Below are 18,123 nucleotides of genomic sequence, written 5' to 3'. Positions count from 1 at the left end.
AAGAAGTGTCACGCGCTGTAACTGAAGTGTGAACAAATGCACTACTTTGACTGTGTAAACGATTGAAAGCCGGTTGGCACAGATGCTGCGGAAGGTACTGCGCTCCGGGCAGGTTCCCGGGCTCAACCAACCAACCTGGAGTTAGTTCATGAACCATCGCACTCTCGCCCGCCGCGCACAGGCCGGCTTTACACTTATCGAATTGATGATCGTCGTGGCGATCATTGGTATCTTGGCTGCTGTGGCTCTGCCGGCTTATCAGGATTACATTGCTAAGTCGCAAGTTGCGGCTGGTTTGGCTGAGATTTCGCCCGCCAAGACCAATATCGAAACCAAGATCGCCGACGGCCTCGCTGCAGACATCGCTACCGGCAACGCCGGTGTGCTCGCTGTGGGCTTGACCCCCAACCCGTCGACCGGCGTTGCATCTGATCGTTGCACATATGACGCAACAGTGACCGCTGCATCTGGTGCGAGCGTCGTGAGCTGCACACTGAAGGGCAATTCACAGGTCGTGGGTCAGAAAATTATCTGGACCCGCGGCGCAGACGATAAGACTGCTGGAACTTCCGGCGCATGGACATGCTCAACGAACGTTGCTGCAAAACTGCGTCCTCAGACTTGCCAGACTGCTGCTGCGACTTAATCACACGTCCCGCATTTAGTCAGCCGCCTTCGGGCGGCTTTTTTTTGACAAAAAAGCATGGACATCAGCAGGCTTCATACTCATAGCCCGATGGCCGTGTTGAGCGAATATCGTAATCTCAATACGATTGATCGATCTGTCCGATCAAAGTAGAGTCCGATCGTGCGCAAACCCGAACTTTCAGCTTCAAAAATCGCTAATAGGACAGAACTACCGAAAAAAAAGGAGCGCGCGGGGATCACAGTTCTGCTGCTTGTGTCGTTGGTGCTAATAATCGTCGCTCCGAACGTCATGGCTGTGCGCAACGCTGCCAATGTTTTGGAGGCAACATATGTAGAAAGCATCGCATTTGCGATCTGTTTTTGGCTTCTGACCTTTGCGGTCGTGCCCCGTCTATGGATGGGCCTTATCGTCGCGACTTTGTGTTCGCTTTGGTGGCCGGTTGAAGTTTTCTTGCGTCTTGCCTTTGCGCAGCCTGTGACGCCGACCTCCGTCGGCATGGCAATGGAGACGGACGCACGTGAACTCTCCGAGTTTTTAACAACATTAGGGTGGAGTGTTTTACTTCCGCTACTGTTCATCCTAATTTCCATTGTCGTAGGGCGGCGCCTCTATCGTGGGCGGGTGGAATGGACGCACCGATCCCGCTGGTGGGTCTTATTGGCCCTTCCGGTCATTCTGTGTGCGCCCATGCTTACGTATATGAACGAGGGTGATCCTGCTGTTACCTCTGAGCCTTTCGTCAGCAGAGCGGGCAGCTTGCTAGCCAGATTCGGGGCGGTCTATCCGCTTGACTTGCCCCTGTCGATTTTTTCAATACGGCAAGATGCATCGATTGTTCGGCAGCTTAGGGCGGAACTGGCTGGCTTCGACTTCACGCCGAAGCTTACCGATGCTTATCCAGATACTGTGGTCTTAGTTATCGGAGAGTCTTCTCGCTCTGATCGCTGGCAGCTGTTTGGTTATGAGCGCCCCACTACGCCGCGACTATCGACGATGAGCGATTTGATCCTGTTTCCGGACGTGGCGACCGAGTCGGTCGCCACGCGATATGCGGTGCCGAACCTGATTTCCCGTCGCCCCTTGCTGAAAAGCGACGGCAGTGTCGCTCTTCGGCCGGAGCCTTCTATCCTGGCGGCGTTGAAGCAGGTGGGCTACCGGACATTTTGGTTGTCCAACCAAGGAGTAGGTGGTTTCTACGAGAGCCCCATTGCCATGTATGCCGGCGATGCGGACGAAGCCACTTACTTCAACCCAACCAGCTATGACGCGCGAGGAACTTACGACGAAGTGCTTGTCGAGCCGTTGCGCCGAAAACTGGATATTTCGGGAAAGAAGTTTATTGTGGTGCATACGCTGGGAAGCCATTTTGATTTCTCCCATCGCTATCCGCCCGCTTTTGACATCTACCGTCCTTCGTTGACGACTGTTCCGGCGCAGGATGGCATTAAAAACAACTCCTCGCTTGCTGTTCAGGTTAGTAATGCCTACGACAACAGCATCGAGTACACGGATTTTCTGTTATCTCAAATCATCGAAGCTGTCAGTCGAAAAGGTGATGCGGCACTAGTGATGTACATTTCTGATCACGGGCAGGATGTATTTGACGAACAATGCAAGGCGATGAGCATCACGCGAAATTCAAGTCATTCGTTCACTGTTCCGGCCTTCATTTGGGCTAGCGAAAAGGCGAGACTGAGGATCGGAGATAGACTGGCGATGCTCTCAAAATCGCGAGCGCGGCCGAAGAGTTCCAGTGCCGTGCCGCAGACACTGCTTGATCTTGTTGGTGTTGCCACACCAATTGACTCGAGGACGGCGACTTGGTTTGATGAGGGTCATCGACCACGACGCGTCTTCGCTAATAACGGCTGGGCTGATTTTGACAAGTCGGTAGCCCGAAATCCTTGCGAAATCAGACCTTAAAAGCGAATGAGATGCTCAGCGATTCCTGGAGTATTGGAATTTTTCTGTCGGCGAATTATTTGATTTTTTTAGGCCTTGGCGCACTGAAATAGCATCTGACGTTTGGAGCCAGCAATGCCAAAATCGTTTAATTGAATTTTGTAACGGGTACATCGTTAAATTGGCTTGATGCTTGTTTTTGGCAAAACTCGGCTCCGGTTCGATACGCAGGCAGAATCGGCGCGATGAATTTACCCACGGCGACGCATCCAATCAGTAGCGATGCGTCTGCACAGGCTCTCGCCTCTATTTTCTGCCCCTCGCTGATCGCAATGCCATTCATATGGCCTGTGGCGGCCGGCCCGTCGGTCAACGTCTGGCAGCAGTTGGCGTCTTGGCTCTCCATCGCGCTGTTGCTGGTCTTGGCAAAAGCAAGATTTAGCTTTGTGAGCCCCTGGGTTATCGCTTGGCTCGCGGTATTAGCGTTCCTTGTCACCGCTTCTGTCGACTCCGGGCTTGGCCTCGGCGCCCGCATCCCCGCGGTCGTTGCCATCGTCGTCGCCGCCATGGCAGCCAGCGTGGGCTCGAGCCTCGTCAACCGCGGTACCCGCTGGCACGCGGTCATCGCACATGGCTTGCTGGGAGCCGGACTCATCAGTGCCGTGCTCGGCCTGCTCCAGTACTACGGGTTGGCAGAACATCTGGAGCCGTGGACGACCTCGCCCGCAGTCGGACAGGCTTTCGGCAACCTGCGCCAGCGCAACCAGTTTGCCAGCTTGATCGGCATGGCCCTCATTGCCGCGCTCTGGCTTCACGCCATGCGCAAGAACTCGGCCCCCTCCAGGCGCCTTGCTTGGCTGGCAGCGGTTGTCTTGCTGGTGGTGGGCTCCGCAGCATCTACGTCGCGAACGGGCCTGCTGGAGTTTCTCCTGATCATTGGTGCAGCAGCCTGGATGGCGCGTCGTGAACGACGTGACCTGCGCTTTGGCTGTAAGGCTGGCCCAGCGGCGGCGTACCGCTTGCCTGCCCCGCTGGCTCTCCTGTCCCTGACTCCGCTGTACTTCGCGGCCGCCTGGGTGTTGCCCCAACTCGTCGGCCATGGAGCCGAGAGCATGGCGCAGCGACTGAGCGAAGGCGCTCCGGTCGGCCACAGCCGGCTGATTCTCTGGCACAACGTGCTGACGCTCATCGCGGAGCACCCGTGGCGGGGTTTGGGCTGGGGCGAACTGAGCTTCGCGCACTACATGCACAGCACGCTGTACCCGGGAGCGCGCTTCGTCGAGATCCTCGACAACGCCCACAACCTGCCCCTGCACCTTGCGGTCGAGCTCGGCATTCCGGCGGCGGTGCTCGTGTGTGGTGGCTTCATCTGGTTCGTCATCACCGCGCAGCCGTGGCGAGAGCGCGATCCGTTCCGCGTCATGGCCTGGGGACTGCTGGGCGTGATCGTGCTGCACAGCCTGCTCGAATATCCGTTGTGGTACGGGCCGTTCCAGATGGTGTTCGGTCTTTGCCTCGGCGTACTCTGGCCCGCCAAGCGAGCGGTAGCAGATCGAGATCGACCCCGGCCCAGGCTTCAGGCCTTTTCGTCGGTAGCTGCGGCGGTGTTGATCGCCATCGTCGGCTATGCAAGCTGGGACTACATCCGCATCAGCCAGATCTATCTGCCTCGGGACGAGCGGTTGCCTCAGTACGAGGAGCATCCACTCGAAGCAGCGCAAGGCTCGTGGCTGTTTGCGAATCAGGTCGACTTTGCCGCACTCACCCTCACCACGGTAGCCGCCGCCAACGCGACGGAAATCCATGGGCTGGCTCGACGACTTGTGCACTTCTCGCCCGAACCCCGTGTGATCGTGAAGCTCATCGAAAGCGCCGAATTGCTGGGCCTGCACGACGAGGCCCAGGCGGAAGCGCAACGTTTCGGTGTTGCGTTTCCACGTCAATACGAACTTTGGCTTGAAGGCAAACCAGTTGATGCTTCCGCCCTTTGAGCCCCGCCCAGCGTCTTCGCGGGGACGACGAGCGGCGTTTATCCCCTGATAAGCGGCTTCTTTACAGAAGGTAAAGAAGCGTAAGCTAGGCCACAAAGATACACATTTGTGTCTTTCGCCCTTGTGGGCGTTTTGGGCCTTGTTCATGACCATTTACAAAAACCGCAACCGCCATGCTGGCTTCACGCTGATCGAAGTCATGATTGTTGTCGTGATCATCGGCATCCTGGCTGCGATCGCGATCCCTCAGTACTCGGACTATGTTCGGCGTGCGCGGGTTTCGGAGGCGCTTGGGCTGCTGGCTGGCATGCGCCCACGGATGGAGCAGTTCTTTCAAGACAACCGCACTTTTGCGGGCGCTTGTGCCTCCGGCGCACTCGCAGAAACGCCAGCCAGTACCAAAGGGTTCGACTTTGACTGTGGCACTCCTACTGCCACCGCTTACACCATCACTGCAACGGGTAAAACCGGCACGAGCACCGCAGGCTTTGTATACACCCTGACAGCCACTGGAGCCAAGGCCACAACGACCCTTGGAGCCGGTTGGACAGGTGCTCCCGCGTCGTGCTGGATCACGAGCAAGGGCGGCACATGCTGAGCCCCGCTCGCCAGAGCGGCTTCTCGCTCATCGAGCTGATGGTCACGCTGGTCATCTTCGCCGTGATGGCTGCCATGGCGGCGCCGTCGATGCGCCAGTACGCCGAGAATATGAAGACTCTCGCCACCGCTGAGGCCTTCTCTGCCTCGTTGCAGCAAGCACGCGCCGAGGCGATTCGCCGGAACGTTCCGGTGGAACTGGTTCTGACCACTGCTTCTCCGGTGCCCGCCAATGTGGAGACCTCGGCGCTGACCACCAGCGGCCCCAACTGGCTTGTACGCCAGACACCCGAAACCGCTGACGATCCACATGTCTTCATCGACGGCAAGGTTGGCGCCGAGGGTGGAGGACGTGCCAACCAGGGGACCTCGGTGGTCATCGCTGCGGACGCCTCCAGCATCCGCTTCAATGCGTCAGGAGGGCTGGTCGGGTCATTGCTCGCGGTGCACTTCACTCAGCAGGGCGGCACTTGCGTGGCGGACAACGGCGCGGCTCGCTGCCTGGACGTCGTGGTCAGCACCGGCGGCCAGGTACGCATGTGCGATCCGTCTGTCTCAGGCGCCGGAGAAACACGCAAATGCTGACGCTGCGTTCGAACCGGATGCCGATGCACGCGCGCAGCATGCGCGGTGCGGTGCGCCAACGCGGCATGTTCCTCATCGAGGCTGTGGTCGCGATCCTTTTGTTCATGCTCGGCATCGTCGGCATGGTGGGGCTCAGCGCGCAGGCCGTTGCCACCCAGTCCGATGCTGAGTACCGCACCCTGGCCGCGCAATGGGCCAGCCAGATCGGTCAGGAGGCGTGGATCAGCGTGAGCCGGGCCGGCGTGGACAGTGTGGCGCGTGCCACGTCGGTGCAGAACGCGCTGGTCGGCTTCCAGCATCAGGCTACCGGTGATGACTGCAACTTCTCCGGAGATCCTGCGACCAACGCCGTGGTGACTTCGTGGGCCGCGGCGGTGCAGGACGCGGCGCACGGCGGCATGCCGGGCTCCGAGGCGACCATGCAGCAGATCCGCGTGGATTCGACCCCCGACGGCCACAACAAGCTGACCATTACGGTGTGCTGGAAAGTGCCGTCGAATCCGAAGTTGCGCCGCCATGTTTTTGCCACCCTCATCAACTGAGACAAGCACCGTGCGCAAAGACGACATGCATCTTCGTTCGCATTCCTTGGCGAGCCTCGGGCGCCGGCAGGGCGGCGTGTCCCTGATCGAACTGATGGTCGGCCTCGTCGTCGGGCTGGTCTGCGTGCTCGTCATCGTGCAGCTGCAGACCTTGTGGGACGCGCGCAAGCGCTCGGTCGGCGCAGGCAACGACGCGCAGATCAGTGGCACCCTGGGCGCCTTCGCGCTCGACCGCGACCTTCGGCTGGCGGGCTTTGGCATCGGCGCGGCCGGCGGCGATGCCAGCGAGCCCAACAGCAACGTGATGGGGTGCCCGGTGATCGCGACCAACACCTCTCTCGCGAACCAAAACATCGGCTTCGATCTGGTTCCCGTGCAGATCATCAAGGTGGACGACAAGCCTGACGAGATTCGCGTGCTGTACGGCAACTCGTCGTTCTTCGTTTCGCGCCAACCGATCATGTCGTCGACCGCCGAGAGCAACACGCTGAGGTCGCGCGAAGGCTTTCTTGCCGGCGACAAGGTGATTCTCACCAGCACGGCCTCGGGCGGGTTGAAGTGCTATCTGGCCGAGCTCACCGGCATGTCGCTGACGGATCTGAGCGCCGTCGAGCACAAGGCTGCCTACACCTACGCCACGAACCAGGGCAACAAGACGGCCGTCATGAACGCGTCCATCGGCACGGGCACCGACATCGGCACGGGTTACGCGTTCAACCTGGGCCCGGCGCCCGCGCGCACCGTATGGAAGGTCAGTCTGACGCGCCAAGCGCTCACGCGCTACAACAGCCTGACCGAGAACCCTTCGCCCGCGTCCGACGTGGTCACGGACGTCGTCACGCTCAAGGCGCAGTATGGTTACGACGCCTCCGGCGACGGCATCGTCGCCGCCAACGAGTGGTATGACACGTTGCCGACCGGCGCCGACTACAGCCACCTGCTTGCGGTGCGCTTCGGCCTGCTGATTCGCAGCCGGCTGTTCGAGCGGCCGAACATGGCGACGGGTGTGGCCGTGCCGGTGACCGCGTCGGCGCCGAAGTGGGCCAATGGCTCCATCTCTTTCGCCATGAGGAACCTCGACGACTCCGCCGATTCGGGTGCGTCTGGCGTCGACGGCGATACCGCCGCCAACAACTGGCGCAACTACCGGTACCGGGTGTACGACACGGTCGTGCCCTTGCGCAACATGATCTGGGGAACCGTGCCATGAGAAGAACCTGTGCACAGGGGCGGCCGCGCGCGAAGGCGCAGCGCGGCATCGTGCTGATCATTGCGCTGGTCGTGCTGGTCGTCATGACGGTCACCGGCCTGCTGATGTTCCGCACCACCGGCACCGGCGTGGAGGTTGCCGGCAACGTGGGCTTCAAGCAGAACGCCACGTCGATGGCCGACCTGGGCACCGAGTCGGGGTTCAAGTGGGTCTACGACCAGCGCACGAACCCCACTGTGCTCAACACCGACATTCCTGCCGCGGCATATTTCGCGACCTGGAACGACACCTTCGACCCGATGACTTTCGACTGGTCGACCGCCAAGGAAGTGACCGCAGACGACGGCACCGGCAATCGCGTGCGCTATGTGATCCACCGGCTTTGCGCCACTCCGGGGCCGCCGACCGATGTGACCCAGAAGTGCGTGATTCCGCAGTCCACGAGCGGCTTGGGCCCCGGTGGCGGTGTCGGAGGTGGTTTCCAGGCACCCAAGTCGCCCTACTACCGAATCACCGCGCGCGTGGACGGGGTACGAGGCGCTGTCAGCTACACACAAATAATCATGCTATGAGGGCCGGGGAAATGAATCGCTCCAAGGGTTTTGCGGTCGTCGCGTCGGCCATCGCCGGCGTGCTCCTGTGGGGGAACGGGGCGTCGACGACCGACGTGCAGGCCGCGCAGACCCAATTGGCCACCGTGCCGGTCGCCGGAACGGGGCAGGCCGTGCCCAAGCCCAACGTCATGCTGCTGATGGACACCTCGCGGTCCATGGCGTTCACGCACATGCCCGACGAGCTGGAGTTTCCCGGCGGCAACCCGAGCTACGAAATGCCCATCGGCTATCGCAGCGCGCAGTGCAATGCGCTGTACTACGACCCGGCCAAGGTCTACGAGGTGCCGCGCGGCGCCGACGGCTACTACCTGGTGAACCCGCCGGCCAACGTCGATTTCGGGGCTGCACGCTACGACTTCTATTCGGCCGCCACCACCAGCACCAACCTGGCGACCAGCTTCAGGGCCTACGACCGCAACACGCGCCAGCTTCAGGTTGCGAACGACGCCGAAGACCCGGCGCAGCCGGCCTACTACTACACGTACGAAGGCACCCAATCACTGCGCTACGACGCCGCGCCCTGCACCGACATGGAAAGCGTGCGCTTCGCCGGCGTCAACCTGACGCAGTCGAATGTCACGGCCAACACCACGGGCGGACTGTGGCGCCGCAAGCTCGTTACTGCCAGTTCGGGCACGGGCGCCGCAGGCACCGACGAACGGCGCAACTTCGCCATCTGGTACACGTTCTATCGCACCCGCATGGCGATGGTGAAGAGCAGCATCAGCCTTGCGTTCAACCCCATCAACGACGGCTTCCGCGTCGGCCTGGTGAGCATGAATCCGCTGCGCGACACGGCCAACGCCGACAGCGGCGTGAACCCGGCCAAGTACCTGGCCATCGACGACTTCAACGACACGCAAAAGGCCGCGTGGTACGCCAAGCTGTACGGCCAGACGCCAGACGGCTCGTCGCCGGCCCGCGAAGGCCTGGCCCGGGTGGGGCGCCACTATGCCGGCCGCACGGACGGCATCAATGCCGAGATGACGCCAGACCCGGTGCGCTACAGCTGCCAGCAGAACTTCACCATCATGACCACGGACGGCTACTGGAACACCGCGCAGGAGACGCGCGGCCCGGTCGGCATCGACGGCACGACGCGCGTGGGCAACCAGGACGGCAACCTCACGCCCAAGACCATCCTGGACCGCTTCGACCCGCTGCTGTACAGCCACCGTCCCATCTGGGACGGCACCACGTCCGGCAGCCGCACCGACACGACCACGTCGTCGATGAACCGCTACCAGCCCTGCACCACCGGCGAATTCTTCCGCACGAGCTCTGTGGTGTCGCGCTCGACTTCGCAGCCTACGCAGCGCGTCCAGTCGTTGACGAAGACCACCGAACAGATCCTTGCCTCGACCGTGCAGACCAGCCGCTCGACCACGCAAGACCGGCAGACCACCAGCACCGAAACACGCCAGAGCCTGCAGAACCTGGCCAGCACGCAGCAGCAGACCCGCGCAACGCGACAGGAACTGGTGACCCGCACCTGGACAGGCCGGGGCACGCGCCAGGTGTTTGCGACGACCACGCAGCAGCTGCAGACCACCTCCTACACCCAAAAGGCGGTGTCCCAGATCCAGACGCGGACCCGGACGCAGACGATGACGCAGACGCGTCAATTCCAGACGCAGGAACAGACGACCAAGACCACGACGCAGCTGCAACGGACCACGGCCCAGGCACTGCAGATCGACACGCTGACCAAGCGTTCCACGAACCAGCCGCTGGTCACTCAGACCTACCAGATGCAGTCGACTCGCCAGGAATTCCAGCGTACGACGCAGGTCCTTGCGTACAACGGTTCCACCGAAACGACGACGCCTGTGGCCTCGTGCACCAACGGCGGCAACATTTCCTGCCTGACCCTTACGACGGGCCCGACGGCGGTCGCTTCATGCACGGCGCAGTCTGCCAATTCGGGAAACAACTACGTCAATCGCACTTGCGACACGCCAACGACGACGGGACCGACCGCGGTCCAGACGTGCACGCAACAGTCGGCGGGTCAGGGCAACAATTTCGTGAGCACCACCTGCGCTCCGCGGGTGGTCGGTCCGACCGCCGCGGCCAGTTGCACGCCGGCCAGCCCCAGCGCCGGCAACGGCTGGGCTCAGGTCACTTGCTCGGCGAACTCCACCCCTGCCACCCCGATCGCGCCCGCATCGGCTTGCGTGCAGGGAACGGACGCCAGTTTCACGACCACGACCTGCACCACGACGAGCTCCAGCACGCCTGTGCAGTCCTGCAGTGCAGGAACGAATGCGTCCACGAAAGTGGTTACCACCTGCGGCAACAACAACAGCGGGCCGACGGGCGTGCAGTCGTGCAACCAGTCATCGGCCAATGCTGCCAACAACTGGGTGACGACGTCGTGCACGACCAAGGTCACCCCCACCTTCACCCAGAAGACGTCTTGCACGCCGGCAGGCGCCGGCTCGGGCAACGCTTATACGGACACGGCGTGCAACACCGCCACCATCAGCCCGCGGACCTTGGTCAACAGTTGCACTGCCAACGCGGGCTCGTCGCCCAACTTCATTGCAACGGTGTGCGATACCGAGACACTGGTTTCCAACCAGGCGGTCGACAGTTGCAATGCCGCGAACGCGACCGATGCCAATAACCACGTCAAGACCGCCTGCGGCGGTACAGCCTTCAGCGCCTGGAGTAACGTGGGAAGCTGCGTCGCGCAAGCGCCCACTGCATTGAACGGTTTTCTCGAGCGCGCATGCCAGGAAACCACGCCCACGCTGACCCAGGTCTTGCCGGCGCAATGCACCCCCAACACCACCGGCGGCGGCGTCAAGACGACCTGCACCCCTGTGGTATTGCCCGAGACCGCGGTGTCGTCGTGCACACCCAACACCACCGGTCCGAGCTTCGTGAGCTGCCGTACCGTCACGACGCCTGAGACGCTGGTCGCATCGTGCACGCCTGGCGGCGGCGCGGGCACCAACTGGGTCATCACGAGTTGCCGCACAGCGGACACGCCCGAGCAGAATGTGCAGACCTGTACGCCGGCGAACGCCGGCACGGGCAATGGCAACACGGCGACCGTGTGCTACCCGCACACGGACACCCAGCCGATCGCACCCGGGACGTGTGTGCCCCAGACCGGCAACCTCGGCAACAACTGGGTCACCACGACCTGCCCCGCACCCGCGACAACCGGACCGACTGGCGTAGCGCTCGGGAGCTGCACGAACGCGGCTGCAACAGTGGGGAACGGCTGGACGCAAACGATCTGCACGATGAACGGGCCGACGACCCCCACGCCGGTGGCGAGCTGCACGGGCGGCACGAACCCTACCGACTTCACCATCACGACCTGCTCGACCAACAACACGCCGGTGACCAATGTGGTCCCGGGGTCGTGCACGGCGCAAACGGCAGCGCCCGGCAATGGCTTCACCACGGTGAACTGCGTTCCCAATGTCAGGACGGTGGGTGTGTCGGCCGGCAGCTGCGTGGCGCAAACGGCTGCCTCGGGCAACGGCTTCACGCAAGTGAGCTGCAACACGGTAACGACCGGCCCGACTTTCGTCGCGCAGGGCTCGTGCACCGCCGGCACCAGCGGCAACTTCACCACCACCAGCTGCAACACGGTGAACACGGGCCCCACGCTGGTGGCGGCCTGCTCGAACGGCGTGGATGCCAATTTCAAGGTCACCAGCTGCACGGTCAACACATCGCAGCCTCAGCAACTGACGCCGGGTACCGCCTGCACCAGCGAAGCTCCGACCAGCGGCAACAACTTCACGCGCACCACCTGCACCGCGGTCGACACCACGGTCGGTGTGGCTGCGGACACCTGCGTGCCTTCGCCGCGCGGTGTGCTGCCGGTTGTGTCATGCGCAACGGTAACCACCAACCCGACGCCGGTGGCGGCCTGCACGCCCGGCACGGACGCCAGTTTCCTGACGACCAGCTGCACCGCCGACACGCAAGGCCCGGACCGCGTGACCAGCTGCTCGCCCGTCACGCCGACGGCAGACAACGGCTACCGTTCCACGACCTGCGTGGCCATTCCGGGCACCAAGGTGCAGCGCCGCACGCAGACCATCACCGCGACCTATGACGTGAGCGGCGACACAGCCATCGATTCCAGCGTGCGCGACAAGTCCACCACCGAGACCGACTGGACCGACGCGACCGGCATCTGCTACGCCAGCCCGGCCTCCCCGCCTGTGGTCGATGTGTCCGGCGCATGGGGTGGAACGACGACGGCCAAGGGGCCGGTCTCAGGCCCCGCCAAGTTGGGCAGCGTCGATTCGCTGGCCGACGTGGCGCAGTACTACTACATCAACGACTTGCGCCCCGGCATGTCGAACGACACCCCTCGCCTGGGCGAAGGCATCGAGGACGACCGTGCCCCGTGGCAGCACATGACGACCTTCGTCGTGGGCCTGGGCGTCTCTGGAAACCTGAGCTACCAAGAGAACTACAAGAGCGCGACCACGGGTGATTTCTCCAAGATCCGCAGCTACGAAAACACACCGGTCGTGAACTGGCCGATCTGGCCCAACGGCACCAACCTGTCGCAGCTGCAGTACAACGACCCGCGCTCCATCGACGACTTCTGGCATGCCGCCGTCAATGGCCGCGGCAAGTACTTCAGCGCGCGCGATCCCCAGTCGGTGGTCGACGGCCTGAAGGAAGCACTCTCGGGCATCAAGGCGCAAGCCGGTGCCGGCGCGGGCGCATCGGTCTCCAGCCTGACGCCGACAGCGGGCGACAACACGGCCTACACCGGCAGCTTCACCACGCTGGACTGGACCGGCGAACTGCTGGCGCGCGAGGTGGATGTGGCTACCGGCAACCTGTCGACCACGGTAAGGTGGTCCGCCCGCGGGCTGCTCGACGCCAAGGTGAGCGACGAGTGCGACAACCGGAAGATCTATGCACGCGATCCGGCGAGCGGGAACCTGGTCGATTTCACCTGGAACACCAAGGCCTGCGACGCAACCACCGGTCTACCCACCGGCACCGCGGCGACCGGGCTGACCGCCGCCATGCAAGCGGCGTTCACCAGCACGGCCATCACCACCGGCCTGAGCCAGTACCCGTTCATGAGCGACGGCAGCTCCGGCACCGTCGACCAGCGCGGCGCCACCACTGGCGCGAACCTGCTGAACTACCTGCGCGGGCAGCGCAAGCGGGAGGGCTACGTCTACAACACCACCAAGCTCTACCGGGCGCGGGCGCACGTGCTGGGCGACATCGTCAATTCGCAGCCGGCCTACGTGAAGGCACCCAGCCAGTTCTTCCAGGACGCCGGCTACGACGACTTCAAGACCACGTACAAGGCCCGCACGCCCATGGTGTACGTGGGTGCGAATGACGGCATGCTGCATGCCTTCTATGCGCCGGCAAGCTCGGCCGACACCAACTATGCCAATGCGGGCCAGGAGGCGTGGGCCTTCGTTCCGCAGGTGGTGATGCCCAACATGTGGACCCTGGCCGACACGAACTACCCCGACAAGCACCAGTTCTTCGTGGACGGCTCGCCGATTTCCAGCGACGTTTACACCGGCGGCCAATGGAAGACGATGGTCGTCGCGGGCCTCGGCCATGGCGGCAACGGCTACTACGCGCTGGACGTCACCAATCCGGCCTCGCCCCGTGCCATGTGGGAGTTCAACATGAGCACCGCGTGCGCGAGCAACCCGATCGGTGCGACCGCGGATTGCAACGTGGGGTTGACGTACGGACGCCCCATCATCACCAAGCTGCGCGACGGCACCTGGGTGGTGCTGGTGACGTCCGGCTACAACAATTCGGTGAGCGGCGACGGCAAGGGCTATCTCTATGTGCTGAACGCCGGCACCGGTGCGATCATCCAGCGCATCGCCACCTCGGCGGGCGACGCCACGACGCCGAGCGGCCTGCGTGAGATCAACATCTTCGTGAACAACTACGCCTTGAACAACACGGCCGAGCGCGCGTATGGCGCCGACCTGCTGGGCAACGTCTGGCGCTTCGACATCAACAACGTCGTTGCGCCGACAGGGTACGAGGCGGCACTGCTCGCCACAGCGAAGGACAAGAGCAACAACCCGCAACCGATCACCACGCGACCGCAACTCGCCGAGGTCAACGGCACCACGATGGTGGTGGTGGGCACAGGACGGATGCTGTCGACGGACGACCTGACGGACACCAGCGCGCAGACCGTCTACGCCTTCCAGGATGCGCTGACGGCCGCGAATCCGTCGGTCTATGCCAACCTTCGAACGGAACTGAAAGGCCTGGCGCTCGTGCAGAGCGGCTCAGGCAGTTCGGCGACGCGCACCGTTCAGTGCGCGACCACCGGCGAGGGCGTCTGCATGCAGACCAAGGGGTGGTACATCGACCTGCCCGACAACGGCGAGCGCGTGAATGTGGACATGCAAAGCGTGTTCGGCACCCTGGTGTTCGCGTCCAACGTGCCCAGCAACACGATGTGCTCCGGCGGCGGCTACAGCTGGCTGAACTATGTCGACCTCATCACTGGCCTGCCGGTCGGTTCCAGCACAGGCGGAGTGACGTCAAGGCCGTTCTTCGCCGACTCGGTCGTGGTGGGCTTGGTCGTCATCGGCCGGTCGGATGGCACGTTCGGGGCTGTTGGAACGTCTGCCCAGGGCCCCGTCGATATCCAGGATATCCCGATCGGCAGCCCGCCGCCGCAGGGCAAGCGCATCAGCTGGCGCGAGCTCGTGCGTTGAGGCTTGCCCCGGCGCCGCGCCGGTCCCTGTCTGCCGCGGTGCTGGGGTCGGTCGCTTTGCATGCGGTGCTGCTGTACGCGGCGTGGCCGCGGCCGCCGGTCGCCTCACAGTCGAAGGTGCGGGTGATCGAGGCGCGGCTGCTGGCGCCGCCTGCGGCCCAGGCGGCGGCGGCCAGTGCGCCACCGATCGCGGACGCCACGCCCTCGGTTGTAGAGCAGCCCGCGGTGCCCAGTCCGCCGCTGCCCGCGCCGAGCCCGGTGCCGGCGCGCGAGGCACCGGCCTTGTCCGTACCGGTATCGCCGCCTCCGTCAACACCGCAGCCGGAGAAGCGACCGCCCGCCGAGACGCCACCGCCGCAAGCGGCCGTGCCGGCTCCGCCGCCTGCATCGTCGCCATCGATCTCGCCCGCGCAATCGGAAGCCAACGCCGCTGCCTCCGCGGCGCCCACCTCGGCCTACCTGCCCGCGTCCGAACTCGACCCGCCCCCACGACCGCTCACCGAAATACGGCTGGTGTACCCGCCCGGTGCGGGCATGCGCCAGGGCGAAGTGGTGCTGGACCTGCTGATCGGTGCCGGCGGCGCGGTGGAAGACGTCAAGATCATCGAGGCCACGCCCGTGGGCCTGTTCGAGGCGTCCGCCATTTCCGCCTTCGTCGGGACCCGGTTCGCACCCGGCATGCGTGCCGGCGTGCCGACAGCGGCGCGCATGCGGGTGGCGGTGCAGTACAGCGCCACCGGCATGTCGGTTTCAGGGTCGGCCGCGCCGCTGCAGCCGGCGGCCCCGCCGCGCTGAACGCGCAGCGCCGGTCAGAATTTCTTGAAGCAGCCGGGTGCGCCCAGCTCCTTGAGCTGCGCACACGGCATCACGCGGGTGGTGTTGGCCTGGTCGTCGTAGAAGATGACGCCGAAGTCCGCGTTCTTGCCGCTGCACCGCACATTCCACACCGCCGCCTTGTCCAGCAGGCCCTGGAAGAACACCCGCTGCACGGCGGGGCACTGCGCGCCGCTCTGCTGCACCAGCACGGCGGTGAAGTTGCGACGCCCGTTTTCGGACATGGCATCCACCTTGTCGCTGAGCGTGTTGGCGAAGGCGGTAGAGGACAGGAAAGCGGCGAGGCTCAGCAAGATGAAAGACTTCGGCATGTCGGGCCCTGGGCAAAAAAACTTCCGGATCATACAAATCAACGGTGGCTGCGTGGCGTCAGTCCCCCACCACCCAGCTCCCCGACTTCCCCCCATGCTTCTCCAGCACATGCACATCCGTGATCCGCATGCCGCGGTCCACCGCCTTGCACATGTCGTAGATGGTCAGCAGCGCCACCTGCACCGCCGTCAGCGCTTCCATTTCGACCCCCGTGGGTCCGACGGTCTCGACCGTCGCCGTGCAGGCCACCTGGGGAGCGTTGCCCGCGTCGGCCAGTGCGAATGCCACCGCCACCCGCGTCAGCGCCAGCGGATGGCACAGCGGAATCAGGTCGCTGGTCTTCTTCGCCGCCTGGATGCCCGCGATGCGCGCGATGCCCAGCACGTCGCCTTTCTTCGCGGTGCCGGACTCGATGAGCGCCAGCGTCGCGGGCTGCATCTCGATGCGGCCCGTGGCCACGGCCACGCGGTGGGTGGAGGGCTTGGCCGCGACGTCGACCATGTGGGCCTGGCCCTGGGCGTCGAAATGGGTGAGAGAGCTCATGGTTGAACAATCGAGTTGAAGATGCATCATACGAGCCCGAGCCACTGACGAGGACTGCCGCGCTTGACTCCCGAACATTCCCGAAAAAGACAATTGACGCACGTCCTGCGGTCGTTGTGCGCTACTGTTTTGGTAGCGTCGCAGGCGCTGCTTCCCACGCCGGCCCTGGCGCAGCTGCAGCCCTTTCAAACCGTGCTGCCCGGCCTGGGCGACGGCGGCGAAATGACCGCCAGCGCCGAGCGCCACCTGGGTGACCAGATCGCCCGCGAGCTGTACCGCGACACCGACTACATCGACGACCCGGTGATCGCCGCCTACGTGCAGGACATCTGGCAGCGCCTGCTGGCCGCCGCACGCGCCCGCGGCGAGCTCACGCCCGAACTCGACGAACGCTTTGCCTGGACGATCCTGCTGGGCCGCGACCGCAACATCAACGCCTTCGCGCTGCCTGGCGGCTACCTCGGACTGAACCTGGGCCTGGTGGCGGCGGTGGGCAGCCGCGACGAGCTGGCCACGGTGCTCGGGCACGAGCTCTCGCACGTCACGCAGCGCCACATCTCGCGCATCATGGACAAGCAGGGCAAGCAGATGCCGCTCATGATCGCCGGGCTGATCCTCGGGATGATCGCCGCCGGCCGCAGCCGCAGCGGCGACGCCGGCCAGGCCGTGATCATGGGCAGCCAGGCCCTGTTCATGCAGAGCCAGCTGAGCTTCTCGCGGGACATGGAGCGCGAGGCCGACCGCATCGGCTTCGGGGTGATGACACAGGCGGGCTTCGCGCCGCAAGGCGCCGCCGCCATGTTCGAGCGGCTGCAGTACGCCTCGCGCCTGAACGACAACGGCTCGTTCCCCTACCTGCGCAGCCATCCGCTGACCACCGAGCGCATTTCCGACATGCAGGGCCGCTTCCAGTTCCGCATGGACGCGGCGCCGCCGGTCCCGCTGGTGATGGACCATGCGATGGTCGCGTCGCGCGCCCGCGTGCTGACGCGCCCGGGTGTCGACGTGTTGCGGCTGTGGATCGATGCCGCCTCCAGCGGCGAGTTCGCCAGGAGCTCGCCCGCCCAGCAGGCCGGCATGCTCTACGCGGCGGCGCTGTCGGCCAAGGAGATGCGCGACTACAAGACGGCGCGTGCCCTGGCCGAGCGTCTGATCGCGCGCACGGCCGACGACAAGGCCGCGGCCAGGCAGGCACGCTGGCTCGCTGCAGAGATCGAACTGGCCGCGGGCGCCGCGCCCAGGGCGGCGGCGCTGCTCGACGCCAGGTCGAAGGAGCGCCCCGAGATGCTGCTGTCCGCCGAAGCCGCGACCGCCATGCGACAGCCCGCGCCGATGGTTCCGGTGCTGCGTGACTGGGTCGCCGCGAACCCGCGCGATGCGACCGCCTGGCGTGCGCTCGGCAACCTGTATGGCGCGGAGAACGACACGCTGCGCGCGGTGCGTGCCGATGCCGAGGCGAACGTCGCGATCCTCGACTACCCCGCCGCGCGCGACCGCTTCAAGGCGGCGCAGGAACTGGTGCGCCAGTCCAGGGTGGTCGACCACTACGAGGCGTCGATCATCGACACCCGTGCGCGGGCCGTGGAGGCGCTGGTGAAGGAGCAGGCGGCAGAGCCGCCTCTCAGGTAGCCGGGA

General features: G+C 64.1%; 13 protein-coding genes. 11 read left to right on the top strand and 2 right to left on the bottom strand.

All coding sequences use genetic code 11. From position 1 onward, the window contains the following. Window positions 1–148 precede the first annotated feature (148 nt). From AC1DJH_RS10380 to AC1DJH_RS10335, 10 genes are all read left to right on the top strand, one after another. Window positions 149–646: a pilin gene (locus AC1DJH_RS10380; RefSeq protein WP_478185628.1), complete on the top strand. Its 498-nt coding sequence runs from the start codon at window positions 149–151 to the stop codon at window positions 644–646. 162 nt (window positions 647–808) lie between these two features. Then, window positions 809–2,572, top strand: coding sequence for a phosphoethanolamine transferase (locus tag AC1DJH_RS10375; protein WP_478185627.1), 1,764 nt, complete (start codon window positions 809–811; stop codon window positions 2,570–2,572). A 224-nt stretch (window positions 2,573–2,796) separates the two neighbouring features. Then, window positions 2,797–4,542 carry a PglL family O-oligosaccharyltransferase gene (locus tag AC1DJH_RS10370; RefSeq protein WP_478185626.1) on the top strand — a complete coding sequence of 582 codons (1,746 nt, stop codon included), beginning with the start codon at window positions 2,797–2,799 and terminating at the stop codon, window positions 4,540–4,542. A gap of 145 nt (window positions 4,543–4,687) precedes the next feature. Continuing rightward, window positions 4,688–5,140, top strand: a complete 453-nt coding sequence (locus AC1DJH_RS10365) for a type IV pilin protein (protein WP_478185625.1) — start codon at window positions 4,688–4,690, stop codon at window positions 5,138–5,140. Further along, window positions 5,134–5,724, top strand: coding sequence for a GspH/FimT family pseudopilin (locus AC1DJH_RS10360; protein ID WP_478185624.1), 591 nt, complete (start codon window positions 5,134–5,136; stop codon window positions 5,722–5,724). Before AC1DJH_RS10365 ends, AC1DJH_RS10360 begins: the two co-directional genes overlap by 7 nt. Continuing rightward, a complete protein-coding gene (locus AC1DJH_RS10355) occupies window positions 5,718–6,266 on the top strand; it encodes a hypothetical protein (RefSeq protein WP_478185623.1) in 549 nt (182 codons plus the stop codon). Before AC1DJH_RS10360 ends, AC1DJH_RS10355 begins: the two co-directional genes overlap by 7 nt. A 10-nt stretch (window positions 6,267–6,276) precedes the next feature. Next, a complete protein-coding gene (locus AC1DJH_RS10350; RefSeq protein ID WP_478185622.1) occupies window positions 6,277–7,476 on the top strand; it encodes a PilW family protein in 1,200 nt (399 codons plus the stop codon). Continuing rightward, on the top strand, window positions 7,473–8,048 hold the full coding sequence (locus tag AC1DJH_RS10345) for a pilus assembly PilX family protein (protein ID WP_478185621.1): 576 nt from the start codon (window positions 7,473–7,475) through the stop codon (window positions 8,046–8,048). Before AC1DJH_RS10350 ends, AC1DJH_RS10345 begins: the two co-directional genes overlap by 4 nt. A gap of 11 nt (window positions 8,049–8,059) precedes the next feature. Continuing rightward, window positions 8,060–14,800, top strand: a complete 6,741-nt coding sequence (locus AC1DJH_RS10340; protein ID WP_478185620.1) for a PilC/PilY family type IV pilus protein — start codon at window positions 8,060–8,062, stop codon at window positions 14,798–14,800. Continuing rightward, a complete protein-coding gene (locus AC1DJH_RS10335) occupies window positions 14,797–15,594 on the top strand; it encodes a TonB family protein (RefSeq protein WP_478185619.1) in 798 nt (265 codons plus the stop codon). Before AC1DJH_RS10340 ends, AC1DJH_RS10335 begins: the two co-directional genes overlap by 4 nt. Window positions 15,595–15,608: 14 nt before the next feature. On the opposite strand, the gene AC1DJH_RS10330 is transcribed toward AC1DJH_RS10335, so the two are convergent. Beyond that, complete coding sequence (locus AC1DJH_RS10330) at window positions 15,609–15,944, bottom strand: hypothetical protein (RefSeq protein WP_478185618.1); 336 nt, start codon at window positions 15,942–15,944, stop codon at window positions 15,609–15,611. 58 nt (window positions 15,945–16,002) lie between these two features. Then, window positions 16,003–16,488 (bottom strand): cyclic pyranopterin monophosphate synthase MoaC, encoded by a 486-nt coding sequence (gene moaC / locus AC1DJH_RS10325; protein ID WP_478185617.1) that lies wholly within the window; start codon window positions 16,486–16,488, stop codon window positions 16,003–16,005. A 54-nt stretch (window positions 16,489–16,542) separates the two neighbouring features. Here moaC and AC1DJH_RS10320 point away from each other — a divergent pair, with 54 nt between their 5' ends. Next, on the top strand, window positions 16,543–18,117 hold the full coding sequence (locus AC1DJH_RS10320; protein ID WP_478185838.1) for a M48 family metalloprotease: 1,575 nt from the start codon (window positions 16,543–16,545) through the stop codon (window positions 18,115–18,117). Window positions 18,118–18,123 lie beyond the last annotated feature (6 nt).

The organism is Variovorax sp. 10N412, assembly GCF_056394985.1.
The sequence above is the reverse complement of the archived record's forward strand: the minus strand, read 5'-3'. Positions and strand labels throughout refer to the sequence as shown.